This window comes from Verrucosispora sp. WMMD1129 (genome assembly GCF_029581255.1).
Classification (GTDB): domain Bacteria; phylum Actinomycetota; class Actinomycetes; order Mycobacteriales; family Micromonosporaceae; genus Micromonospora; species Micromonospora sediminimaris.
Genome location: NZ_CP120741.1, coordinates 6100939 through 6124322, shown reverse-complemented (window position 1 = coordinate 6124322; position 23384 = coordinate 6100939). Strand labels below are relative to the sequence as shown.

Annotated in this window: 26 protein-coding genes; 11 read left to right on the top strand and 15 right to left on the bottom strand. The window is 71.4% G+C overall.

What is annotated here, in order from left to right; genetic code table 11:
- Positions 1 to 61 precede the first annotated feature (61 nt).
- On the top strand, positions 62 to 886 hold the full coding sequence (locus O7624_RS28420) for an IclR family transcriptional regulator (RefSeq protein WP_232511381.1): 825 nt from the start codon (positions 62 to 64) through the stop codon (positions 884 to 886).
- 5 nt (positions 887 to 891) lie between these two features.
- Here O7624_RS28420 and O7624_RS28415 read toward each other — a convergent pair whose 3' ends face one another.
- The 8 genes from O7624_RS28415 to O7624_RS28380 form a co-directional block, all read right to left on the bottom strand.
- The gene (locus tag O7624_RS28415; RefSeq protein ID WP_282238040.1) at positions 892 to 2508 is read right to left on the bottom strand and encodes a thiamine pyrophosphate-binding protein; all 1617 of its coding nucleotides are present in this window, start codon (positions 2506 to 2508) and stop codon (positions 892 to 894) included.
- On the bottom strand, positions 2505 to 3254 hold the full coding sequence (locus tag O7624_RS28410; protein WP_232511382.1) for an enoyl-CoA hydratase/isomerase family protein: 750 nt from the start codon (positions 3252 to 3254) through the stop codon (positions 2505 to 2507). Before O7624_RS28410 ends, O7624_RS28415 begins: the two co-directional genes overlap by 4 nt.
- Positions 3251 to 4609 (bottom strand): adenylosuccinate lyase, encoded by a 1359-nt coding sequence (purB, locus tag O7624_RS28405; protein WP_282238039.1) that lies wholly within the window; start codon positions 4607 to 4609, stop codon positions 3251 to 3253. Before purB ends, O7624_RS28410 begins: the two co-directional genes overlap by 4 nt.
- Positions 4609 to 6171 (bottom strand): class I adenylate-forming enzyme family protein, encoded by a 1563-nt coding sequence (locus tag O7624_RS28400; protein WP_282238038.1) that lies wholly within the window; start codon positions 6169 to 6171, stop codon positions 4609 to 4611. The genes purB and O7624_RS28400 overlap by 1 nt, the downstream gene beginning before the upstream one ends.
- Positions 6172 to 6175: 4 nt before the next feature.
- Positions 6176 to 8185 (bottom strand): hydantoinase/oxoprolinase family protein, encoded by a 2010-nt coding sequence (locus O7624_RS28395; protein WP_282238037.1) that lies wholly within the window; start codon positions 8183 to 8185, stop codon positions 6176 to 6178.
- Positions 8186 to 8259: 74 nt separating this feature from the next.
- Positions 8260 to 9090, bottom strand: coding sequence for an ABC transporter permease (locus O7624_RS28390; protein WP_282238036.1), 831 nt, complete (start codon positions 9088 to 9090; stop codon positions 8260 to 8262).
- The gene (locus O7624_RS28385) at positions 9087 to 9944 is read right to left on the bottom strand and encodes an ABC transporter ATP-binding protein (RefSeq protein ID WP_282238035.1); all 858 of its coding nucleotides are present in this window, start codon (positions 9942 to 9944) and stop codon (positions 9087 to 9089) included. The genes O7624_RS28390 and O7624_RS28385 overlap by 4 nt, the downstream gene beginning before the upstream one ends.
- Positions 9941 to 10900 (bottom strand): ABC transporter substrate-binding protein, encoded by a 960-nt coding sequence (locus tag O7624_RS28380; protein WP_093408704.1) that lies wholly within the window; start codon positions 10898 to 10900, stop codon positions 9941 to 9943. The genes O7624_RS28385 and O7624_RS28380 overlap by 4 nt, the downstream gene beginning before the upstream one ends.
- A gap of 271 nt (positions 10901 to 11171) precedes the next feature.
- Here O7624_RS28380 and O7624_RS28375 point away from each other — a divergent pair, with 271 nt between their 5' ends.
- On the top strand, positions 11172 to 12017 hold the full coding sequence (locus O7624_RS28375) for a MaoC/PaaZ C-terminal domain-containing protein (protein ID WP_282238034.1): 846 nt from the start codon (positions 11172 to 11174) through the stop codon (positions 12015 to 12017).
- A gap of 25 nt (positions 12018 to 12042) precedes the next feature.
- Here the strand turns inward: O7624_RS28375 and O7624_RS28370 are convergent, their stop codons facing one another.
- A complete protein-coding gene (locus tag O7624_RS28370) occupies positions 12043 to 13086 on the bottom strand; it encodes a zinc-binding dehydrogenase (protein WP_282238033.1) in 1044 nt (347 codons plus the stop codon).
- Positions 13087 to 13167: 81 nt separating this feature from the next.
- Between O7624_RS28370 and O7624_RS28365 the strand changes: the two genes are divergently transcribed.
- Together O7624_RS28365 and O7624_RS28360 are read left to right on the top strand one after the other, a co-directional pair.
- Complete coding sequence (locus O7624_RS28365) at positions 13168 to 13761, top strand: TetR/AcrR family transcriptional regulator (RefSeq protein ID WP_282238032.1); 594 nt, start codon at positions 13168 to 13170, stop codon at positions 13759 to 13761.
- Positions 13758 to 14513, top strand: coding sequence for an alpha/beta hydrolase (locus O7624_RS28360; protein WP_282238031.1), 756 nt, complete (start codon positions 13758 to 13760; stop codon positions 14511 to 14513). Before O7624_RS28365 ends, O7624_RS28360 begins: the two co-directional genes overlap by 4 nt.
- A gap of 8 nt (positions 14514 to 14521) precedes the next feature.
- On the opposite strand, the gene O7624_RS28355 is transcribed toward O7624_RS28360, so the two are convergent.
- The 3 genes from O7624_RS28355 to O7624_RS28345 all read right to left on the bottom strand — a co-directional run bounded on the left by O7624_RS28355 (position 14522) and on the right by O7624_RS28345 (position 15990).
- On the bottom strand, positions 14522 to 14812 hold the full coding sequence (locus O7624_RS28355; protein WP_282238030.1) for a DUF427 domain-containing protein: 291 nt from the start codon (positions 14810 to 14812) through the stop codon (positions 14522 to 14524).
- 30 nt (positions 14813 to 14842) lie between these two features.
- Positions 14843 to 15346 carry a metallophosphoesterase gene (locus O7624_RS28350; RefSeq protein ID WP_282238029.1) on the bottom strand — a complete coding sequence of 168 codons (504 nt, stop codon included), beginning with the start codon at positions 15344 to 15346 and terminating at the stop codon, positions 14843 to 14845.
- A 62-nt stretch (positions 15347 to 15408) separates the two neighbouring features.
- Entirely contained in the window at positions 15409 to 15990 is a 582-nt protein-coding gene (locus tag O7624_RS28345) for a TetR/AcrR family transcriptional regulator (protein ID WP_282238028.1), read from the bottom strand.
- Between the two features lie 64 nt (positions 15991 to 16054).
- On the opposite strand from O7624_RS28345, the gene O7624_RS28340 reads away from it, so the two are divergent.
- The 4 genes from O7624_RS28340 (at position 16055) to O7624_RS28325 (ending at position 20024) form a co-directional block, all read left to right on the top strand.
- Complete coding sequence (locus O7624_RS28340) at positions 16055 to 17068, top strand: hypothetical protein (RefSeq protein WP_282238027.1); 1014 nt, start codon at positions 16055 to 16057, stop codon at positions 17066 to 17068.
- A 60-nt stretch (positions 17069 to 17128) separates the two neighbouring features.
- Complete coding sequence (locus O7624_RS28335) at positions 17129 to 18244, top strand: MerR family transcriptional regulator (protein WP_282238026.1); 1116 nt, start codon at positions 17129 to 17131, stop codon at positions 18242 to 18244.
- Positions 18245 to 18324: 80 nt separating this feature from the next.
- Positions 18325 to 19419, top strand: a complete 1095-nt coding sequence (locus O7624_RS28330; protein WP_282238025.1) for a winged helix DNA-binding domain-containing protein — start codon at positions 18325 to 18327, stop codon at positions 19417 to 19419.
- Between the two features lie 197 nt (positions 19420 to 19616).
- Positions 19617 to 20024, top strand: a complete 408-nt coding sequence (locus O7624_RS28325; protein WP_282238024.1) for a nitroreductase family deazaflavin-dependent oxidoreductase — start codon at positions 19617 to 19619, stop codon at positions 20022 to 20024.
- Positions 20025 to 20081: 57 nt separating this feature from the next.
- On the opposite strand, the gene O7624_RS28320 is transcribed toward O7624_RS28325, so the two are convergent.
- Positions 20082 to 21032: an aminoglycoside phosphotransferase family protein gene (locus tag O7624_RS28320; protein WP_282238023.1), complete on the bottom strand. Its 951-nt coding sequence runs from the start codon at positions 21030 to 21032 to the stop codon at positions 20082 to 20084.
- 125 nt (positions 21033 to 21157) lie between these two features.
- Between O7624_RS28320 and O7624_RS28315 the strand changes: the two genes are divergently transcribed.
- Together O7624_RS28315 and O7624_RS28310 are read left to right on the top strand one after the other, a co-directional pair.
- Complete coding sequence (locus O7624_RS28315) at positions 21158 to 21487, top strand: hypothetical protein (protein WP_282238022.1); 330 nt, start codon at positions 21158 to 21160, stop codon at positions 21485 to 21487.
- A 19-nt stretch (positions 21488 to 21506) separates the two neighbouring features.
- A complete protein-coding gene (locus O7624_RS28310; protein WP_282238021.1) occupies positions 21507 to 21905 on the top strand; it encodes a VOC family protein in 399 nt (132 codons plus the stop codon).
- Between the two features lie 66 nt (positions 21906 to 21971).
- On the opposite strand, the gene O7624_RS28305 is transcribed toward O7624_RS28310, so the two are convergent.
- Positions 21972 to 22199 carry a hypothetical protein gene (locus tag O7624_RS28305; RefSeq protein WP_093408745.1) on the bottom strand — a complete coding sequence of 76 codons (228 nt, stop codon included), beginning with the start codon at positions 22197 to 22199 and terminating at the stop codon, positions 21972 to 21974.
- 110 nt (positions 22200 to 22309) lie between these two features.
- Positions 22310 to 22741: a GNAT family N-acetyltransferase gene (locus tag O7624_RS28300; RefSeq protein WP_282238020.1), complete on the bottom strand. Its 432-nt coding sequence runs from the start codon at positions 22739 to 22741 to the stop codon at positions 22310 to 22312.
- A gap of 59 nt (positions 22742 to 22800) precedes the next feature.
- Between O7624_RS28300 and O7624_RS28295 the strand changes: the two genes are divergently transcribed.
- Positions 22801 to 23298 (top strand): DinB family protein, encoded by a 498-nt coding sequence (locus O7624_RS28295; RefSeq protein WP_282238019.1) that lies wholly within the window; start codon positions 22801 to 22803, stop codon positions 23296 to 23298.
- Positions 23299 to 23384 lie beyond the last annotated feature (86 nt).

Sequence of the window (23384 nt, the reverse complement as noted above, 5' to 3'; positions counted from 1 at the left end):
ACCATATTGTGGTCCTAGAGTTATATTATGAAACCTAGCAACCGAGAAGGTGGGAAGCAAGATGTCGTACGCCACTGACCCCAGCCCGGACGACGGGCCGGCCCCCCGCGAGTCCGGCACGCAGGCGCTGGACCGCGCGCTCAGCGTGCTGCTCGCCTTCCGCGGCACCGACACCGAACGCAAGGTCAGTGACGTCAGCCGCGAGCTGGGGCTGCACAAGTCGACCGCCAGCCGGTTGTTCCGTGCCCTGGCCGACGCCGGCTTCCTGCATCGCAACGAGGAGAACGGGAACTACCGGCTCGGCGTCACCGTCTTCGAACTCGGCGCCCGCTACCTCGCCGGCCTCGATCTGCACGGCGTCGCCCGCCCCCTGGTGCACCGGCTGGCCGAGGAAGAGGGCGAGAGCGTCAACCTGTCGGTCCTGGAGGGCCTCGACGCGATCTCCATCCACGTCGTGCAGGGCACCCGCAACCTGCAGCTCGTCTCCCGGCTCGGCCGGCGCATCCCGCTGTGGTGCAGCGCAGCCGGCAAGGCGCTGCTGATCGACCAGGACGACGCGCAACTGCGGGCCACGCTGGCCACCGCACCGTTCACCGCCCTGACCGGCAACACGATCACCGACCTGGACACGTTCGTCTCCCGGATGGCGACCGTCCGGCAGCAGGGCTGGGCCCTCAACGACCAGGAGAGCGAGGAGGGACTGCGGGTCGTGGCCGCGCCGGTCCGCGACCGCCACGGCCGGGTCACCGGCGCGATAAGCGTGTCCGGCCCGATCTTCCGGCTGGACGAGCCACGGGTGGCGGAACTCGCCGCGGCGGCCTGCCGGACCGCCGACGAGTTGTCCCGGCAGCTCGGGTACGGCTTCGGCGACGTCTGGGGCGACTGACCCGGTCAAAACTTCTCCTGCACCACGTCGGGGCGTACCCGAACGTGGAGCACGGCCGGCCCGGTCAGCGGCAGCACCTCGTCGAAGGCGGCCTGCGCGCCCGCGTCGTCGGTGACGGTCCACGCCGGCACCCCGAGCGCGCGGGCCACCGCGGCGAGATCCCGTTCGGGGAACCGGGCAAGTTCCGGGTCGACCCCCCGAGGGGCGAGCTTGCGCACCTCCGCGCCGTACGCGGCGTCGTCGAGCAGCACCAGCAGCACCGGCGCACCGACCCGGGCCAGAGTGTCCAGCTCACCGAGCCCGGTGAGCAGGCTGCCGTCCCCCTCGAAGGCGACCACCGGCCGGTCGGGACGGCCCACGGCGGCACCCACCGCGAACGGCAGCCCCACGCCGATGCTGCCGAACTCCCACGGCGCGACGAAGGACCGGTCGGTGGCGGCCGAGTCGAGCAGCAGGTTGGGCCAGCCGCCGAAATGACCGACGCCGACCACCGTGGTCCGCTCGCGCGGCAGCCGGCCGGCGCAGATCCGGATGAACGCGCGTGGATCGATCCGGTCCGCCGTGCATTCGACGGCCAGCCCGGCGAACGGGTCGGCGACCGCCAGCTCGGCTGACAGGTCGGAGCTGCGCCAGTGCGGCCGGCGTACCGGCGCCAGCACCGCCGACACCGCCCGGGCCGTCTCACCCGCGTCGCCGAGTACCCCGGCGGTCACCGGCCAGCGCGCCCCGATCGCCGCCGGGTCGACGTCCACGCTCACCACCACCGCGTCCGGGAAGAGGGCACCGTGGTCGGCGGTCCACCTGTTGAGCCCGGCCCCGAAGGTGACCACCAGGTCCGCCCCGGCCAACACCCGCCGGGTCAGCGGCCGGGACAGCCCGCCGGCCACCCCCAGGTCGTACGGGTGCCCGGCGAACAGGCCGGCGGCCATCAGCGTGGTGGCGAGCAGGGCCCCACTGCGGTCGGCGAGTTCCCGGATCGCGGCGGCGGCCGACTCTGCGCCCCGGCCGGCGAGCAGCACCGGACGCTGCGCCGCACGCAGCCGTCGGGCCAGCGCGTCGACGTCGGCGGGATCCGGCACGAGCGGTCGCGGCGCCCGGGGCGGCACCGGCGCCGGCCCGACCGGGCCGGGCGGCACCGCCTCGTCCGCGAGATCGATCGGCACGTTCAGCACCACCGGGCCGGGCAGCTCGCGGGCCGCCCGGAACGCCAACCCGACATCGCGTACGGCGGTCCCGGCGGCGACCGGCACGAAGGTGCCCGCGGTGGCCAGCGCGTACGGCTGCTGGTCGAAATGCTGCACGTGCAGCGGGTCACCGGGCGGAGTGTCGCCGGCGATCAGGACCAGCGGGGTGCGGGCCTGCCGGGCGATGGTCAGGGCCGCCCCGGCCACGGCCAGCCCGGGCCCCTGGGTGACGGTCGCGACCGCGCACCGGCCGGTGGTGCGGGCGTACCCGTCGGCCATCATCACCGCGGCGTTCTCGTTGCGGGCCGCGACGAACCGCACCCCGTGCCGGTGCACCAGGTCGGCGACCAGGAACATGTTGGCGTCGCCGAGCAGACCGAAGACGGTGTCGACGCCGTGCGCGACGACGGCGTCGGCGATCGCCTCGAAGACCTTCACCGTGCTCCCCCGTCCAGGTAGCCGCCGGGCGGGCGCAGCGCCACGCTCAGCGCGCCGAGGTAGGAGTCGTTGGCCACCGCGTCGAACCGGGGCCCGGCCAGCCGGGCCGCGCGCTTGGTCATCGACCGGCCGACCGCCGAGGTGGCGAGCAGCCGGTCGGTGATGCCGGTGACGGCGGCCGGCAGTCCGTCGGCGTCGACCACGGCCGTGACCAGACGCAGGGCCAGCATGTCGGCCGGTTCGACCCGCTCGCCGAGCAGCAACCAGCGCTTGGCCAGGTCGGCACCGACCAGATCCGCGAGGATCGCCATGCCGCTCCAGGTCAACGGGATGCCGAAGGTCACCTCGGGAAAGGTGAAGTAGGCGCTGTCGGCGGCCACCCGCAGGTCACTGGCGAGCCCGAGGACCGCGCCCGAGCCGATCGCCGGCCCGTTGAACGCGGCGACCGTGGTCTGCTCCAGCCGGTACCAGCGCTCCACCAGGTCGGCGGTGCGCCGCTGGACGTACATGGTGGTTTCGGCGTCGAGGCCGGCCAGCTCGTGCAGGTCGGTGCCGGCGCAGAACGCCGTACCGTCGCCGGTGAGGACCACCACCTCGACCGTGCGGTCGCGGCCGAGTTCGTGCAGCACGTCCTCGAAGCGGGCGAGCATACGCAGGTCGAAACTGTTGCGCCGGGAGGGCCGGTGCAGGGTCACCCGGGCCAACCGGCCCGAGCGGTGCAGCAACACGGACTGGTCACTTGTCATGTCGACTCCGAGGTCAGCAGGGTTCGATCGACCAGCGCGGCGGCATGGCCGACGTACGACACCGGATCGAGCAACCCCGCCAGTGAGGTGCCGGGCAGCGCGGCGGCCACCTGCGGATCAGCCCGCAGCACCTCGGCGAACGGCCGGTTCTGCTCCAGGCTGTCGCGGACGATCCGCATCACCAGGTGGTGGGCCTGCTCGCGGCCCAGCGGCTCGGCGAGGCGCAGCATCACCGCCTCGGAGAGCACCAGCCCGCCGGTCGCGTCCAGGTTTGACCGCATCCGGTCCGGGTTGACGCCGAGGTCACCGAAGACCTCGACCAGCCGTTCCAGGGCGCCGCCGATGAGGATGAAGCACTCCGGCAGCAACTTCCACAACGTCATGCCGACGCCCATGTCCCGGTCGTCCTGGGCGACCATGGTCTGTAGCGCCAGCGGCACCTGGGCGCGCAACGTGCCGGCCGCGGCGATCACCGCCTCGCACCGGATCGGATTGCGCTTGTGCGGCATGGTGCTGCTGCCGACCTGGGTCGCCCGCTGCGGCTCGTACGCCTCGCCGACCTCGGTACGACCGAGGAAGTAGATCTCCCGGGCCAGCTTCTCGGCGCTGGCGGCGACCAGCCCGAGGACCATCAGGCACTCGACGAACCGGTCCGACGTGGCGTGCCACGGGGTGTCCGCGACACCGAGACCGAGCTCGTCGGCCACCGCGCGTTCCAGGGCGAACGCCTGCGACCCGTACCCGGCCATCGTGCCGGCCGCCCCACCCATGCTGGTCACCAGCAGTCGTTCGCGCAGCTGGGCCAGCCGGGCCCGGTGCCGTTGCAGCTCGCTCTGCCACACCGCGCAGCGCAGGCCGAACGTGGTCGGCAGCGCCTGCTGACCGTGGGTGCGGGCCGGCATCGGGGTGGCCCGGTGACGCAGGGCCAGCCGGCGCAGGATGCGTACCAGGTCGTCGACCTGGCGCTGCACGACATCCAGCCCGGCCCGGGCGCGCAGCACGAAGCCGGTGTCCATCACGTCCTGGGTGGTCGCGCCGAGATGGACGTAGCGGCCGGCGTCACCGGAGCAGGCGTCGGTCAGCGCCCGGACCAGCGGCACGAGCGGGTGCACGGTGTCGGCGGCCCCGGCCGCGAGCACCGCGGTGTCGAGCCGGTCGAGCCGGGCCGCGTCGGTGATCGCCTGGGCCGCCGCCGACGGGATGATGCCGAGGCCGGCCTGGCCACGGGCCAGGGCCGCCTCGACGTCGAGCCAGGACTGCATCAGCTGGCGGTCGTTGAAGATCCCACGCATCTCGGCGTTGCCGAAGAAACTGGTGACGGTCAACGAGTCCAGAAAACACGAGCCGAGCTGCATCAGCGTTCCTCCTCGCCGGTGAGCAGGCCGAGCGCGGCGCGCCGGTCGACCTTGCCGGACGGCAGCAGCGGCAGCCCCGGCACCGTACGGATCAGCGTGGGCACCTTGTGCCGGGCCAGCCGGGCGGCGGCCAGCCCGGTGAGCCGGTCCGGGTCGATCTCGGCGCCCGTGACGGCGACGACGAGGGCGCCGATCTCCTCACCCCAGCGCGGCGACGGCACGCCGAGTACGCACACCTGGGCAACGGCCGGGTCGTCGAGCAACGCCGCCTCCACCTCGGCCGGGCTGACGTTCTCACCGCCCCGGATGATCAGTTCCTTGACCCGGCCGGTGAGGGTGAAGATCCGGTCGGTGCCGAGCGCGCCCAGGTCTCCGGTTCGTAGCCAGCCGTCGGAGGTGACCGCGGCGCGGGTGGCAGCCGGGTCGTCGACGTAGCCGGCGGTCACCGACTCGCCGCGTACCAGCAGCTCACCGGGACGGCCGGTGGGCAGCTCGGTCCGGGTGCCGGGGGCGACGACGACGGCGCACAGGTCCGGCACGATCCGGCCGACGGTGTCGCCGGGACGGCCGCAGCTTCCATCACCGGGGTCGACGCTTATCGTCGGTCCGGCCTCGGTCTGCCCGTAGACCACGGCGATACGGTCCAGCCCGAGCACCCGCCGGGTGCGGGCGAGCAGCGCCGGTGCGCAGGGCGCGCCGCCGAGGAAGCCGACCCGCAGCGAGGACAGGTCGAAGCGGTCCGGGGCGGCCTCGACGGTGTCGGCGAGCATCGTCGCCATCGTCGGCACCGCCTGGAGCACCGTGCACCGGTGCCGGGCGATCTGGGCCAGCACCGGGCCGGACCGGAACCGGCGTACCGACACCCACAGTGCCCCGGTGACCAGGGCCAGGACGGCGCCACTGCCGAGACCCGCCGCGTGTGCCAGCGGCAGCGGCGAGGCGATCCGGTCGCCGGAGCCGAGACCGGCGGCGTCGGCAGTCCACCGCGCGTTGACGATCAGGTTGCGGGCACTGAGCGAGACCATCTTGGCCGGACCGGTCGAGCCCGAGGTGAACTGGATGTTCAGGGTGGCGTCCGGGTCCGCGGCCGGGGCCGGCACAGCGTCGGTCCAGCCGGGCAGTCCGACCAGGCCGTCGTCGAACGCGTGCCAGCCGTCGGGGCGGGCGTCGGACGGCAGCCCGGCGACGGCCTGCGCGGCGGTGGCCGGGCCGTCGCGGTCCCGCACCTGGTTGGCGACGAAGAGCCGACGCGGTCGGCTGCGGGCCAGTGCCGCGGTCAGCTCCGGGGTGCTCAGACCCGGATGCAGCGTCACCAGCGCGGCACCCCGCCAACTCGCGGCGGCCAGCAGGACCAGCCAGCCCAGACTGTTCTCGGCCCACACCGCGATCCGGTCGCCGCGACCGACCCCCAGCGCGGCCAGCACCGCCGCTGCCCGGCCGGCCAGGTCGGCGAACTCACCCGCCGACACCGGCCGGTCCCGCTCGTCGAAGACGTAGAGCGGGCGGTCCGGTTCCCGGGCGGCGCGGTCCAGGACGATGGCGTCGAAGGCGGAGGGAATCACCGGGTCACTCCTTGACGAGCAGCAGGTTTCCGTGGTTGTCGACGGTGGCGGTCCAGCCGACGCCGACCACGGTCGTGCTGCCGTTCTCCCGGATGACCGCCGGACCGGACACCGCGCCGCCGGGGGCCAGGTCGGTACGCCGCCACACGGTGGCGTCGACCCAGCCGTCGGCACCGTAGATCCGGGTCCGTTCGGGCTGCGGCGCGGCGCCGGCCGGGGGCGCGAAGCGCACGGCGGGCCGCGGACCGAACGCGGTCAGCCGGCAGTTGACGATCTCGGCCGGATGCCCGGACCGGGCGTACGCGTACCGCTCGGCGTAGGCGGTGTGGAACATCCCCACCAGCTCCTCGGCGGTCGCCGGCACCTCCTCGACGGGTACGGCGAGGTCGAAGGACTGCCCCCGGAACCGCATGCCGACCGACAGGCCGAACGTGACCTGGTCGGGTTCGACACCGTCCTCCGCCTTGAGCTGCGCCCGCGCGACGTCACGCAGTTCGGCCACCACGGCGCGTACGGCACCGAGACCCGTCTCGTCGGCGGGCACCAGCACCGTACGCACGTAGTCGTGCCGGGCCTGGGCGGTGACGAAGCCGAGCGCGGAGAAGTTGCCCGGCACCGGTGGCACCAGTACCCGGCGGATGCCCAGTTCGTCGGCGAGCACGGTGGCGTGCATCGGGCCGGCCCCGCCGAAGGGCATCAGCACGAAGTCCCGAGGGTCGTGACCGCAGGCGACCGAGATCTCCTTGATCGCGCTGGTCATCTTGGTGGTGGCGATGGTGATGATGCCGTGGGCCAGTTCCAGGTCGTCGAGACCGAACTCGGCGGCGAGGCGGTGCACGGCGGCTCGGGCGGCGGTGACGTCGAGGCGTACCTCGCCGCCGAGGCTCTCCTGCGGATCGAGGTGGCCGACGACCAGATGCGCGTCGGTGGTCGTCGGCTCGGTGCCGCCCCGACCGTACGCGGCCGGACCGGGGGTCGAGCCGGCGCTGCGTGGCCCGATCCGCAGTTCGCCGCCCAGGTCCCGCCAGGCGATCGAGCCGCCGCCGGCACCTATCGTGTTGATCTCGACCTGGAAGGTGCGGTTCGGGTAGCCGGCGATCTTCCCGTCGTTCGTCATCAACGGGGTGCCGTTCTTGATCAGACAGACGTCGGTGCTGGTGCCACCGATGTCACAGGTGATCACGTTCGGGTAGCCGGCCAGCCCGGCGACGTGGACGCTGGCGGCGACTCCGCCGGCCGGACCGGACAACGCCAGGTTGATCGGCAGCCGGCCGGCCTCCTCGGTGGAGACGATCCCACCACTGCTGGTCATGATCGAAAGAGGGTGGGCGTAGCCGCCGGCCGCGAGCGTGGTGCCGAGCCCGCGCAGGTAGTCCGCCACCGTCGACCGGACGCTGGCATTGAGCACGGTGGTGGTGAACCGCTCGTACTCGCCCTGCTCCGGCACCACGTCGGAGGAGATCGTGCAGACCAGACCGGGGTAACGCTCGGCCAGCCGGGAGGCCGCCGCCCGCTCGTGCGCCGGGTTGCGGTAGGAGTGCAGCAGGCAGACGGCGACCGCCTTCGGCCCGGCGGCGGCCACCCGCTCCAGCACGGCGTCGAGGTCGGCGCTGTCCAGCGGCTGCACCACGCTGCCGTCGGCGCCGATCCGCTCCCGCAGCACGTGCCGCAGCCGACGCGGGGCCAGCGGCGGACGTCCCGCCTCCTTGACGCTGTAGAGCTGCGGCCGATGCCCCAACCCCATCTCCAGGACGTCCCGGAAGCCCGCCGTGGCCACCACGCTGACCGGCTCACCGGAGCCTTCCAACAGCGCGTTGGTGACCCGGGTGGTGCCGTGGACGAACCGGTCGACCTCGTCGAGGCGTACGCCGAGCTTGGCCAGGCCCTCGAAGATGGCCGCCGCCGGGTCGTCCGGCGTGGAGAGGGTCTTGGCCTCGGCGAGCCGGGCGGTGGCCGGCTCGTACACGATGACGTCGGTGAAGGTGCCACCGATGTCGACGCCGATGCACAGCATGGCGAGCCTTTCGCTAGTGGTGGGCGCGCGGAATGGGGCGCGACGTGGCCGGGCCGCCCGCCGGGGCGGCCTGGTCAGAAGGTGACGCCGTAGCGGCGCAGGGTCCTGCTGCTGACCATGCGCAGGATCCAGTCGAAGAGGTAGCCGAGCATGCCCAGGGCGATGATGCCGACGAAGACCCACTCGGTCTTGGCGTAGTTGCGGGCGGTCCAGATCAGCGAACCCAGGCCGCTCTGCGCCGCCACGATCTCGGCGGAGACGATCGTCAGGAAGGAGTTGCCCATGGCCAGCCGAGCGCCGGTCACGACGTGCGGCACGGTCGAGGGCAGCACCACCGAGACCAGCGTGCGAACCGGACTGGCGCCGAGGGCCCGGGCCGCCCGCAGCCGCAGCTCGTCGACCGACAGGACCCCGGCCAGCGTGTTGAGCGCGACGATGAAGACGGTCGTGTAGAAGATCAGCGCGACCTTCGACGCCTCACCCGGGCCGAGCCAGATGATCGCCAGCGTGACGAAGGCGATCGGCGGCACGAACCGGAAGAACTGGATGTACGGGTCCAGCATCAACCGCAGCCACGGCACGCAGCCCATCAGCAGCCCGACCGGTACCCCGATCACGACGCCCAGTCCCCAACCGGTCAGGATCCGGGTCGACGAGGCGCTCACCGAACTCCACAGCGTGCCGTCCTGGACCAGTTCGACCGCGCCGCGCCAGGTGAGCAACGGCGACGGCAGGAAGAAAGCCGTGTAGTTGCGGCTGACCAGGTCCCAGATGACGATGCCGAGCGCCACCGACAGGACCGACAGCCCGACTCGCGTCAGCCGGGGCCGGCTCCGGCGGCGGCGGGCCGGCTCGGGCCCGGTCCGGCCGGTCCGCTCGGCGACGGTACGGACGTCCACGCTCATCGTCGCGTCCTCCTGTCCTCGTCGGCGGGCCGGCCGCCGTCGCCGCCGGCATCCGGCCCGTCGTGCCCGTCGTCGAGGCCCTGGGCGCGCAGGGTCCGGGCCACCTCGGTGCCGATGTCCTCGCGCAGCTGACGGAAGAGCGCGGCGCTCGCCGGGTCGGTCAGGTCACGGGGCCGGGGCAGGTCGCACGGGTAGACGTTCTTGATCGCCGCCGACGGACCGGCGGTCATGGTGACGATCCGGTCGCCGAGCAGGATCGCCTCGCCGATGTCGTGGGTGACGAACACGATCGTCGCGCCGGTCTCCCGCCAGATCCGGTCGAGTTCGACCTGCATCACCAGCCGGGTCTGCGCGTCCAAGGCGCCGAACGGCTCGTCCATCAGCACGACCGACGGTTCGTTGGCCAGCACCCGGGCCAACTGCGCACGCTGGCGCATGCCGCCGGAGAGCTGACCGGGAAACCGGTCGGCGCTGTGACTGAGCCCGACCATGGCCAGGTAGCGGTCCACGGCGCTGGCCCGCTGCGCCTTGCCGACGCCGCGCATCCGGGGGCCGAAGTCGACGTTCTGGCGTACGGTCAGCCACGGGAAGAGGGCCTCGGCGCTCTGGAACACCACCCCGCGCGACACGTCGGGGCCGGTGACCCGCGCACCGGCGCAGGTCACCTCCCCACCGACCGGCTTGACGAACCCGGCGATCGCGTTGAGCAGCGTGGACTTGCCGCAACCGCTGGGGCCGAGCAGGCAGACGAACTCCCCACCGGCGATGTCCAGGTTCGCCTGGCGGACCGCCACGAAGTCGTCGAAGCGGATGTCGACGTCGCGTACGGACACCGGGGAGCCGGAGCGGTTCACACCACTCCCCTGACCATGACCGCCGCCGGGTCGGCCTTCTGGTCCACGATCTTGCTGTCCTGCTGGAACTGGGCGATCTCGTTGTAGCGGGCGATGTCCTCGTCGGTGAAGTCCCGGACCTGGCACTGGACACCTTCGAGGAGGGCCTGGGCCTCCGCCGCCGGCACCTTGATCGCCGCCTCGGTGACCGTGCCGGCCTTGGCCGGGTCGGCGGTGAGCTGCTCGCACGCCGTCGCGATGGTGTCGACGACCTTCTTGGCGGTCTCCTTGTTGGCCTCGTACCAGGCGCCGTCGACACCGATGATCAGGTTGTAGACGTAGCCGATGTCCCCGCTGGTCAGCAGCACCGTGCCGCCGTTGGCGACGCCACGCGACGGCCACGGCTCCCACATGATGTAGCCGTCGACGTCGCCGCGTTGCAGCAGTGCCGGCATCTCGGCGGGCGAGGCGTTGACGAACTCGACCGCGTCGCGGCTGATGCCCTCGCTGTCGAGCACCTTGTTGGTGGCGTACTCGTTCACGGTCCCCGGCACGACGCCGTACTTCTTGATGCCGGCGACGTCGGTGATGCCGGACCGGGCGACGAGCTTGATGAAGCTGGGCGACTGGGAGAAGACCGCGAGTCCCTTGATGTCGCCCCGGGTCGCCCGGTTGAGCAGGCTCGACTCGGTGCTGGCGGTGACCTGGCCCTGTTTGGCCAGGATGGCGTCGAGCCCGCCGGTGCCCTCCTGGTACTGGGTGACGGTCACGTTGAGGCCGGCCTGCTCGAAGAGGTTCTCCTGGTTGGCCAGGTAGATCGGCGAGTACGCCGGGTCGACGCCGACGCCGAAGTTGACGGCGGCGGAGGGGGCGGCGCTGTCGCCGTCGGGCTCCCCGGAGGACTGGTTCTCGGAACACCCCGCCACGGCGACGGTCATCAGCAGGGCTGCGGCCGCGGCCCGCACTCGCATTCTCATGACTACCCCAGACTTCAGCGGCTCATATTGTGGTCTTGGTTGCTTAATATGGGACGCTACTGTGAGGCGGTTTACAACGTCAAGAGTTTCGGCCACTGGGCTCTCGACACCGACAGTAGCCAGATTCCGCCGTACGGCCCCAGTTCGCTTGCCCCGCATCGAGGAGACACCGACCGTGGAGTGCCTGAACAACCCAGTTGATGCGGCGAATCCGAAATCTCGGCCAGCATCAACGCCGCCGGAGCCAGTAACTGAACGTGTCGGACCCGCGATGGCGTCCCGACTCTGCGCACCGAACTGTTACCCGCGAACGACGACCGAGCGGACGTGGACCGTCACCGACACGATCCTCTACGCCCTCGGCGTCGGCGCCGGGCAGGCCGACCCCGCCGACGAACTGCGTTTCACCACCGAGAACTCCACCGGCCACCGGCACGCCGCGCTGCCGACCTTCGCCACCCTGCTCGCCGCCGAACCGCCGTATCTCGGCGAACCCGCCGTCGTCCGGCACGCCGGTGAGACGCTGACCCTGCACCGGCCGTTGCCACCCGCTGGTCGGGCCCGCACCACCGCCAGCGTCACCGGCGTGTACGACCAGGATCGCGGGGCGCTGGTCCACCACCGCTCGGAGATCCACGGCGTCGACGGCGCACCGCTGGCCACCGTCGAGCGGGCCATGTTCGTCATCGGCGCCGGGCGGTTCGGCGGACAGCGCGCGCCGGTCACCACCTGGGAACGTCCGGCGGGGCAGCCCGATCACACCGGCCACCATCAGATCCGCGCCGACCAGGCCCTGCTCTACCGGCTCAGTGGCGACCGCAACCCGCTGCACTCCGATCCGGCCGTGGCCCGCGCCGCCGGGCTGCGCGGGTCGGTGCTGCACGGGCTGTGTACGTACGGCTTCGTCGCCCGGACGCTGCTGCACGCCGTGGCCGACGGGGATCCCGACCGGATCCACCGGATCAGCGCCCGGTTCAGCGCGCCACTGTTTCCCGGCGACACCCTCAGCGTGCTGGTGTGGCGGCGGCCGGGTGGTGCGCTCTTCCAGGCGGTCGACGGTCAGGGCCGGCTGGTCCTCGACCGGGGCGCCCTGGAGCTGCACCGCCGACCAGCGTGAAGACCCACCGTCTCCGACGGGGCCGCTACGGGACCAGGACGATCTTTCCCACGTGCTGCCGACGAGCGAGTTCCTCCTGAGCGGCAGCGGCCTGGTGCAGCGGGAAGATCGCCGCGATGACGGGCGCGATCTCACCTCGCCGGGCCAGGTCCATCAGGAGTTCGAAGTGTGCCGGGCTGTGCATCGCGGAGCCGATCAACTGCGCGTTGTGCAGGTAGAGGCGGCGCACGTCGAAGGCCACCTGGTAGCCGCCGAGCGCACCGGCGATGACCCACCGGCCGCCGTCGCGCAACAGGGGCAGACCCGCGTCCACGAGGTCGCCGGCGACGACGTCCAGTCCCACGTCGATGCCCTCCGGGGCGATGGCCCGGACCTGCTCGACGACGTCCTGCGCGCGGTCCACCACGTCGTGCGCTCCCGCCCCGCGCACCGCGTCGATCTTCTCCCCGCTGCTGATGGCCAGCACCCGCGCGCCGCGCGCCCGCGCGATCTGCACCAGCGCCAATCCCACGCCGCCGGAGGCTCCCGAGACCAGGACGGTCTCCCCGGCCCGCAGCCGGCCCCGCTCGATCATGCCCAGCGCCGTGCCGTACGCCGTCGGCAACGCCGCGAGCTGATCGTCCGCGAGCGGCGACTCCGTCATGTCGTGCACCTGCCGCGCCGGTGCGGTCACGTACTCGGCGTAGCCACCGTCGCGTTCGCTGCCCATCAGGCCGACCGGGTTCGCGTCCGGCCCGTCGGCGTCGTAGATCGCCGGATCGACCACCACCCTGCGACCGACGAGGCTCGCGTCCACGCCGGACCCCACCGACACGACCCGGCCGGCCACGTCGGCGCCCTGGATGCGAGGGAACTGGATCGGCCCCCGCCAGCCCGACCGCGCCTGCGGGTCCCCCGGGCGACCGTAGGCACCCTCCCTGGTCCACAGGTCGGTGTTGTTCAGCGCCACCGCGCCGACCCTCACCAGCACCTCCCCCGCCACCAGGGCGGGCACGGTCACCTCCGCCTCGGTCAGCACGTCCGGTCCACCGTGCCGGGTGATCCGCACCGCACGCATGGTCGTCGGCACCGCCATCAGCCTGCCCCCCTCGCAAAGTACACTGATCTGTGAATCATCCAGCGTACAGCGATCGGTGAGGAGGAGCCCCAGATGCCGGAAAAGCGGGTCCGCACCCCGGCTGGCCAGCGCATTCTCGCGGCTGCCGAGGAGCTTTTCTACGACCGCGGGATCACCGCCGTCGGCGTGGATCTCATCGCCGAGCACTCGGGTCTGACCAAACGGACCCTGTACAACCAGTTCGGCTCAAAAGACCACCTCGTCTCCGCGTACCTCACCGAGCGCGACCGACGCTGGCGGTCGCTCGTCCACGACACCGTCGACGCGTGCGCCGATCCGGTCGCGGCGGTCACCGCGCCGTTCGACGCGCTGCGGACCTGGAGCAGGACCAACACCCGCGGCTGCGCGTTCATCAACGCGCTGGCCGAACTGCCGGACCCGGCGCATCCCGCCCACCGCATCGCCGCGGACCAGAAGCACTGGCTGCTGGATCTCTTCAGGGAACTCGCCGCCGCGGCGGGCTGCGCACAACCCGCCACCCTTGCCACCCGGCTCCTCGTGCTGCACGAGGGCGCTCTCGCCACCCAACCACTCGCTCTCGACACGCTCGCGGAAAGCACCGAGCTGGCACGCAGCCTCGTTCGCGCCAGTCTCCGGACCGGCGGACCGGAAGGCACGCACCGATGATCCGGACCGTCCCGCTCGCCCATGACGTCGACGGTGTCGGACCACTCCTCGTCGCGATCCATGGCATGACCGAGGACCGCCGTTCCTGGGCTCGGGTGCCGCTGGCCGCGCACTTCCGTACGGTCCGCGTCGACCTGCGCGGCCATGGCACCTCGCCACGAGTGCCGCCGTACGACCCGCTGAGCATGGCCGGCGACCTCCACGAACTCGTCCGCGCCCTGGGAATCGAGCAGGATCCCCTGGTCGTGGGGCACTCTTTCGGCGGGGTGGTGGCGACTGCCTACGCCGCCCGTTTCCCGACGCGCGGTGTGGTCACCGTCGATCAGACGCTCGACGTGGAACCGCTGCCGGCACGGGCGGCCAGGGCCTTGCGAGGGGAGGGTTTCGCCGAGTTCATGACGTCGGCGTTGGCCAGGATGTACGGGCAGCTCGACGCCGCCGTCGCCGAAGAGATCAGCAAGAACCGGACGCTGCGCCAGGACGTACTGCTCGGAGCATGGGCGCCCCTGCTCGACCTCGAACCGCCGGAACTGGCCGCGTTCATGGCGAACGTGATGGCGATGCGGCAGCCCACACCCTTCCTGTCGCTACACGGCCTACCCGTGGCCGACGACTATCCGGCCTGGCTGGGCAGTCGAATTCCAGGTGCGGTCGTCGAGATGTCGCCCACCGTCACCCACTACCCCCACCTGGCCGACCCGTCCTGGTTCGTGCAGCGGCTGACCGCCTTCGACAGCACCCTCGGGCGCTGACATCGACGTCAGTCGTCCCCGACGACCTTGACGTCCTTCCAGAACGCGACCCGGTCCCGGATCATCTCGGCCTCGGGCAGCGGCTGCGGGTAGTACCAGACCGCGTCCACACTGGTCCGCCCGTCGTGCTCCAGCGTGTAGTACGACGCGGTGCCCTTCCACGGGCAGACCGTGTGGGTGTCGGAGTCCCGCAGCAGGTCGTCGCGGAGCGCGGCGCGGGGGAAATAGTGGTTGCCCTCGACCACGACGGTGTCCGGGCTCTCGGCGATGACCAGGTCGTTCCAGATGGCTTTCGGCATGCGTCCAGACTAGGCCGGCCCGCGTCCCGGCTACGGCTGGCGCGGCACCTCGTGCAGGGTGACGGCGTCGAGCCGACCGTCGACCAGTTCGCAGGTGAGGTACGTCGCGTACGGCTGGCGGCGCCGGTCGGTCGGCGAGCCGGGATTGAGCAACCGCAGGCCGCCGGGCGCCTCGCTGTCCCAGGGGATGTGGGAGTGACCGAAGACGAGCAGGTCGCAGTCGGGGAAGCGCGCCGCGCACCGCCGCTCCCGGCCACTGGCCGGCCCGGTCTCGTGCACCACCGCGATCCGCATCCCGCCGACCTCCACGCGGGCGATCTCCGGCAGTCGGGCACGCAGGTCGGGACCGTCGTTGTTGCCGTGGACGCCGACCAGCCGGGCGCTGCGCCGCTCCAGCTCGTCGAGCAGGGCGGCGTCGACCCAGTCGCCGGCATGGATGACAAGGTCTGCGGCGTCGACGGCGGCCCACAGCCCGGGCGGCAGGTCCCGGGCACGTTTCGGCAGGTGGGTGTCTGCCATGATGACCAACCGCACCCGGTCAGGGTAGCCCCGCCCGACCCCGGCCAGCCCCGCGTCGGCCACCGCCGGCGAGGAGGTCAGACGCGACCGCGTACGAGCGGCAGGAAGACCTCGTCGACGATTTCGATCAGGACCTCGTCGGGGACCGACGGGGTGCCGCGCATCGCGTACTCGGCTCTCAGCAGCATCATCGGCGTCGCCGCGACCCGCGGGTGCACGGCCGACGGTGGTACCTCACCGCGGGCGACCGCGCGGTCGAGCATGGTCAGCCAGGCGCGGTCCATGGTGTCCGCGCCTGATCGTTCCCGCATCAGGTCGAGCAGCGCCGGGTCGTCCGCCGCCGCGGCCAGCAGGCTGCGCAGGACCGCCCCGTGCGGCGAGGACCACGTCTCGTTCGCCTGCCGCAGCATCTCAAGCGCGTCGCCCCGCAACGTGCCCGTGTCGGGGTTCGGCATCGCGATGTCGGAGAGGTGACGGTACGCCGCGATGCCCAGCGCCGCCCGATGTGGCCATCGGCGGTAGATGGCGTTCTTGTTGGTCCCGGCCCGGGCGGCGACCCGGTCCATGGTCATCCCCGCGTAGCCGGACCGGCGCAGTTCCTCCGCCGCCGCCTGCAGGATCGCCCCTTCCAGTTCCTCGCCCCGGCGTCTGGTGCCCATTCATTGCAGGGTACTAGACGTACCCTGTAAGGTACGATGCGTACCCTAGGGCGAGGAGATCCCCGTGCGTGTCTTCGGCATGAACTACGACACCGGCTTCGTCAGCGCCGGCTCCACCACCCACGAGCCGTTCGACCCCGAGACCGTCCGGCGCGACCTGCGCGTCATCCGCGAGGAGTTGCACTGCGACGCGGTACGCCTCACCGGCGGTGTCCAGGACCGGCTGGAGTTGGCCGCGCGATTCGCCGCCGAAGCGGGGCTCGAGGTGTGGTACTCCCCCTTCACCAATGGCCTCGACCGCGACGGGCTCAAAGCGTTCCTGCTCGACGGCGCCGAGCGGGCCGAGCGGCTCCGCCGCACCGGCGCCTCGGTCGTGTACCTCACCGGCTCCGAGATCTCCCTGTTCACCGACGGCTTCCTGCCCGGTCGCGACCTGGTCGAGCGGCTGACACTGTTCGCCGATCCGATGCGGATGCGGGAGGCGGTCCCGATAGCCCGAGCCGCCGTGCGCGACTTTTTCGCCGAGGTGATGCCTGCGGTGCGGCAGCGGTTCGGCGGCCTGGTCGGTTACGCCGCGATCCCCCTGGAAGACGTCGACTGGGCGCCGTTCGACATCATCGCCAGCGACGCCGGCTACCGTGACACGACGAACGCCGCGGCATTTCCGCAGACCCTGGCCGCTGCCGTGGGGCAGGGCAAGCCGTACGCCGTGACCGAGTTCGGCTGCTGCACCTTCCGGGGCGCGGCCGACGTCGCGGGCGCGACGGAGCCGGTGACCTACGACGAGCAGGGCCGTGCCGTGCAGCTCACCACCAGCCTGGAACGGGACGAGGCGGGCCAGTCCCGCTACCTGCTGGATCTGCTACGCGACTACGAGCGTGGCGGTGTGGAGGCAGCGTTCGTCTACACGTTCGCGAACCGGCACCTACCCACCACCGGCGACCCCGCGCACGACTACGACCTGGCCGCGCGCGGCATCGTGCGGGTACTGCCCGACGGCTCGTGGACGCCGAAGGCCGCCTTTCACGCCCTGGCCCAGTACGGTCGCGCTCGCGCGCAGACGTTGGAGCGGACCTGAGGAAGATCGGGCGGCGGCGAGCCTTGTTCCTCACGCGGCGTGATGCCCGATAGTCGTGCCATGGCGGAGCATCTGACCGTGGGACGGGTGGCGGAGCTGGCCGGCGTCAGCGTCCGCACCCTGCACCACTACGACGAGATCGGCCTCCTCGAACCGTCCACCCGAACCGCGGCCGGACACCGGGCCTACTCCGCCGACGATGTGGAGCGGCTCCGGGAGGTGCTCGCCTACCGGCGGCTCGGCTTCGGGCTGCGTGAGATCGCGGATCTGGTCGACGATCCGACCACGGACGCGGTCGCACATCTGTGCCGGCTGCGGGGCCTGCTGATGGATCAGCGTGATCGCGCTGCCGCCATGGTGACGGCCATCGACCGGGAACTGGAGGCACGGGCGAGGGGAATCAGGACGACACCGGAGGAGCAGCTGAGAGTGTTCGGGGCACAGTTGTACGACGCCATCGGAGCCGACTATCCCGCGACCCGACGCACCGAGCCGCGGATCGCCGCGCGCATCTGGGATGCGTTGGGTGACGCCCGGACGGTGCTCAACATCGGAGCCGGCACCGGCTCGTACGAGCCGCCCGACCGCGACGTGACGGCGGTGGAGCCGTCGGCGGTCATGCGGGCGCTGCGTCCTCCGGGCGCGGCACCGTGCGTGGCCGCCGCTGCGCAGAGTCTGCCGTTCGAGGACCAGTCGTTCGATGCCGCGATGGCGGTCAGCACCGTGCACCACTGGCCCGACCCGGTCGCCGGGCTGCGCGAGATGCGACGGGTGGCCCGCCGCGTGGTGGTGTTCACGTACGACGCCGACGACACCGGCTGGCGTCAACGATTCTGGCTCACCCGCGATTACCTGCCGGAGTTCGCTGACCTCCTCGTCGGGTGGCCGTCGCTGGCCGATCTGGCCAATGCGATCGGCGGACGCGCCGAGCCGGTGCTCGTGCCATGGGACTGCGTCGACGGGTTCTTCGAGGCGTACTGGCGTCGACCTGAGGCGTACCTGGACGAACACGTACGCCGCGCGGTTTCGGTGTGGGCCCGGGTCGGACCGCAGGCCGAGCAGCGGGCGGTCAGCAGACTCCGCGAGGACCTGTCCTCGGGTCGGTGGGCCGAGCGCAACCGCGACCTGGTCGCCCTCGACACGGCGGAGCTCGGTCTCCGCCTGCTCGTAGCCTGACCAGGATACGAGGGTGGAGCCGTCGCACGCCTGGATCCGCCGAGCAGAAGATGTCCGGGGTGGGCGATAGCGTCGGCGCCATGAGCGTGCTCGACCGTCGCGCCCTCAACCGGGCGCTGCTGGCCCGTCAGCTCCTGTTGCAACGGCACGACATGCCGGTCGCTGACGCCCTTGAGTACCTGGTGGGGTTGCAGGCGCAGGAGCCGTTGGAGCCCTACGTCGGGTTGTGGAGCCGGCTGGCCGGTTTCCAGCCGGCGGCGCTGGCCGAGCTGCTGCTGAGCCGCCGGGCCGTCCGCACCCTGCTGATGCGCCGAACCCTGCACCTGGTGACCGCCGACGACTGCGTCACGCTGCGGCCGGTGCACCAGACGATGCTGGTCTCACGCATGTGGTCGACGTTGCGCCGGGCGCTGCCCGGCGTCGACCTCGACGAGCTGACGAAACTGGGCAGACCGTTGTTCGAGGAGCGGCCGCGCATGCTCACCGAGGCGGCCCGCGTGATTGCCGACCGTTGGCCGGGTGTGCAGGCGCGCACGTTGGGCGACGCGCTCAGCACGCTCGTGCCGCTCGTGCAGGTGCCACCGCGTGGTGTCTGGGGCCAGCGCGCCGCCGCGTACAACACCACCATCGAGACGTGGTTGGGTCGGCCGTTGGCGTCGACGTCGCCCGCCACCGTCGACGCGCTGGTCCTGCGCTACCTCGCCGCGTACGGCCCGGCGGCCACCGCCGACATCCGAGCCTGGTCCGGGTTGGGCGGGCTGCGGGAGTCCGTCCAACGGTTGCGCCCCTCGTTGCGGACGTTCCGCGACGAGCGCGGCCGCGAGTTGCTCGACGTGCCGGACGGCGCACTGCCCGACCCGCACACCCCCGCGCCGCCGCGGTTCCTGCCGGCGTTCGACAACGCGGTGCTCGGCTACGACGACCGCAGCCGCGTCATCGACGTCGAACATCGCGGGCTGAGCGTCACCGGCGCACGCTTCCTGTTGGTCGACGGACGGGTCTCGGGCACCTGGGCGGTCACCGCCGACGACGGCGCGGCGACGTTACGGATCACGCCGCTACGTACGCTCACGACGGACGAGCGCGACGCCGTCGTGGCCGAGGGCGAGAGCCTGCTGACCATGTTTCAGCCTGAGCCAAGCAACCCCAACCGCGTCTCGATCATTGACGCTTGACACCAGGATGGACGCGTTGACCCGGGCCGTTGTCCGTCCACTCCTGCCGTTGTCCGCGTCCCACGGGCAGTGACCACCCGCCACGGACGGTCGGTGGAGAAGCTCGCGCGGTGCCCGGTCGCGTCGCGGTGTGCGGCGGAGCCGGGACTGTCAGAATCGGACTCAAGAAGCCGGTACGCACTGGTCGAGGGGAAGACATGAGCGACTGGAACGACAAGGTCATCGCCGAGTTTCGCGCCAACGGCGGGCAGGTGGGCGGTCACTTCGCCGGCGAGCCGCTGCTGCTGTTGCACACGGTCGGCGCCAAGAGCGGCCAGCCCCGCGTACACCCGATGATGTACCAGAAGGTGGACGGCGGCTACGCCGTGTTCGCGTCCAAGGCCGGCGCGCCCACCAACCCCGACTGGTACCACAACCTGCTCGCGAATCCGCAGACGCGAGCGGAGATCGGCACGGACACGGTCGATCTGGTCGCTCGGGTCGCCACCGGGGACGAGCGGGAACGGATCTGGAGCGCGCAGAAGGCTGCGTACCCATTCTTCGCCGAGTACGAGCGGAAGACCACCCGCCAGATCCCCGTCGTCGTACTCGAACCCGCGCCGTAGCGGGCCAGGGCGGGGCTCGGAACGGTCGACACGTCCCGAGGGGTGCCAGGGCGGGTGTCACTGTTGCCGGCGAGGCTTGGTGACAGTGCTGGCCACGTAGTCGGAGAGGATGCCGGCGAGAATGCGGCGCGCGTTCGCGAACTCTGCTGCGTCCTCGGGGGCGTCGAAGGTGGAGGCGCAGGTGGCGAGGGTTTTCCAGAGGGCCCAGCCACGGCCACGCGCCCACGTCGCATCATCCACCGACAGCCGGGCGCGGAATGCCTGCCGGCCGTCGGCGGTCAGCAACGTCCAGGCGATCGCCAGGTCGCAGGCCGGGTCACCGACGCCGCAGGTCCCGAAATCGATGACGGCCGCCAGCTGGCCGTCAGCAAGCAGAAGGTTGCCCTGGGCGATGTCCCCGTGGAACCACCGGTCGACACCGTCCCAGCGGGCGTCGAGTGCCGTCGCCCAGATCTCGCGCACCAGCTCGGCATCGACGTGGCCCTCCAACTCCGCAAGCGCCTGCTCAACAAGCTTGTCGTAGGTGCGCGGGGTGCCGCCCCGGAACCAGTTGTGGACACCCGGCTGCGGACCGCAAGCGGCGTCGACGGCCCGCAGGGCCACCAGGAACTCGGCCAGGTCGATCGCGAATCGCGCCGGTTCGTCGATGCGGTCCAGGCTGGCCGGCTCGCCGTCGAGCCACCGGTAGATCGACCACGGGTAGGGATAACTCGCGTCGGGTCTGCCTTTCGCCACCGGGGTGGGGATGGGCAGCGGCAGCCGGGCGGCGAGGGCCGGCAGCCAACGATGTTCCTTGTCGACCGCCAGGGCGTACTCGGCAGCGCTGGGTAGACGCACCAGCAGGTCGGGACCGAGGTGGAAGGTCCAGTTGTCCCAGCCGCCGTTGGCCACCGGCTCGATCGGGAGGTTGGCCAGGTGCGGGAACTGGTCGGCGACGAGCCGACGCACCTGTTCAGCGTCGACGGTGATGCGCTGCGGCACGGGGCCGAGATCCGGAACATCACTCACTGAGCCGTCCTCGTCTGACCATGGAGGTCTGAGCGCGATCTGGTACGCGAGCGACAGTAGCCCGTCGATCAGTCATCGAACGTGGCGTACGGTGCGATGGCACCCGGTTGTCGGTGGGGGTCGCCATGGATGAGCAGGACTTCTGGGTACGGCTGGAGTTCCGCATCTGCGCGGAGTTCCGGGGCTTCGAGGACCAGCACCTTCGGTGGTACTGGTGCGATGGTCTGGTAGCCGAGCAGTACGAGTTGCTGAGCGCCGAACCGTTCATCCGTGGCCGGGCCTGGTGCGGGCCCGGCGGTCAGGAGCGTTGGCGGTTCGTGCTGCGCATCGGCCGGGGCCCGCGAACGCGTGCGGAGATCCCTTGGCCGGCGCTGCTTCCCAGCGAGCAGGCAACGGGATGGCTGTCAGCCGACCGGCGACGCAGGACCATGCTGATAAGCCCTCCGGTCGGCTAGCCCTGTGCGACAGTGGTGCATGCCGTTGAGCAGGTACGACCTCAGAGCGTCGGTCGCGGTGTCCAACATCCAACTGGCGATCGCGTTCTACGAAGGCAAGCTCGGCCTCCAGGCATTACAGTCCGGCCCCAGCGCCCAGATCGCCGACGGCAGCCGCATCTATGGTTGCGGTGGCAGGATGGCGCTGAACGTCTACCAGTCGGTCACTGCCGGGAAAAGTCCGGCGACCCTGACGACCTGGTACGTCGACGACATCGACCAGATCGTCGACGAACTCGTCTCGTCCGGCGTCGACATCATCCGGTACGACCAGTTGGACCATGACGCCAGGGGAATCACCGCTCGGGCCGGCGGTGGACGCATCGCGTGGTTCCAGGATCCCGACGGCAACACCTTCGCCCTCGAAACCGACACCTGACGGCCCGGCCACCGGCTGCCGGCATCCGGCCAGTTGGACCAAGGGGTGCCGGCACATCGACGTGGGCTACCGGTGGCGGTTGCGGGGGTGTTTCTTGGCCGTCCGCTCGTTGCCGTGTTTGTAGTTGCCGGTGATGCGCGCCATCAACTCCTGAGGATCTTCGGTGTTGACGTCGATCAGGAACCGGGCCGCAGCGGAACCCCGAAGCACGCCGGCCGGCCGGCTGTGATGGAGCAGTTCGACGTCACCGTTCTTGCGGAGGCGGTAGGTGAATCCCTCGGGTGCACCGGGCATCGCCGTATCGTCCCCGCCAGCCGCACCGCACGCGACCGAATTACGCCGGGCCGGGCCGGGCAGGGCAGGGCAGGGCAGGGCGGTCGCAGCAGGCCAACGGCGGCGTACGGTCACGGCGGCGGCCGGTGCGTCGGCTCCCAGAGCAGGATCTGGCGGTGCTGGGTGAAGCCGTTGCGCAGGTAGAACTCGACCGCGCGGCGACCGGAGTGGACGGTCACGTGCAGCAGCCCCCGGGAGCGGGCCTCGGCCAGGATCGCGGCCATCAGCGCGCCGCCGATGCCGCGATTGCGGTACTCCGCACGGACCTCGACCGACTGGATGTCGCCGTACCAGCGCTCAAGCGCTCCGTTACCTGGCACCCGTTGCGCGACATGGAGCCAGGCGGCACCCACCACCAGTCCGTCGATCTCGGCGACGAACGGCAGGTGCGTCTGCGCGTGGGCGGCCACCCAGTCGGCGTACGCCCGGAGCGTGTTCCCGTCGATGCCGCGTAGTTCCGCGAGCGCCGCCACGTCCGCCACGCCAGCCCTGCGTACGATCACCCGACGGATTCTAAGAGCGGTGTGGCCGCTGCTGAGTGGCGGTCTGGGATGCTACGTCCATGCCTTCCTACCCACCCACCTTCGCCGACCAGGTCGTCGCACAGCCGGCCAAGGCCCAGTTCGAGGCGTTCATCGACGAGCACCGCAGGGCGCTCACCAACTGCCTGGACGGGCTGACCGAGGAACAGGCCCGCCGCTCGTTGGTGGTTTCCCGAACCACGCTGCTGGGTCTGGTGAAGCATGCGACATTCGTGGAGAAGGTCTGGTTCGACGAAGCCGTCACGTGCCGGTCGCGCGCTGAGATCGGCATTCCGGCGACGCCGGACGAGTCGTTCGTCCTCGACGACGGCGACACGATCGCCAGCGTCCAGCAGGCGCACCGCGAGGCCTGCGAGGCGTCGCGCCAGGCGACGTCGTCCCTGGATCTGGACGACACACTGCGCGGCAACCGGCGGGGCCCGCTGCCGCTGCGCTGGGTGTACCTGCACGTGCTGCGCGAACTCGCCCAGCACTGTGGGCACGCCGACATCCTCCGCGAGCAGCTGCTCAACGAGTAACCCGGGAAGCCGGCTGGGTAGGGATACTCAGCGGGGACCGTGCGCGGGCTCAGGTGTCGACGCCGCGGCGTCGACAGGATGTCGTC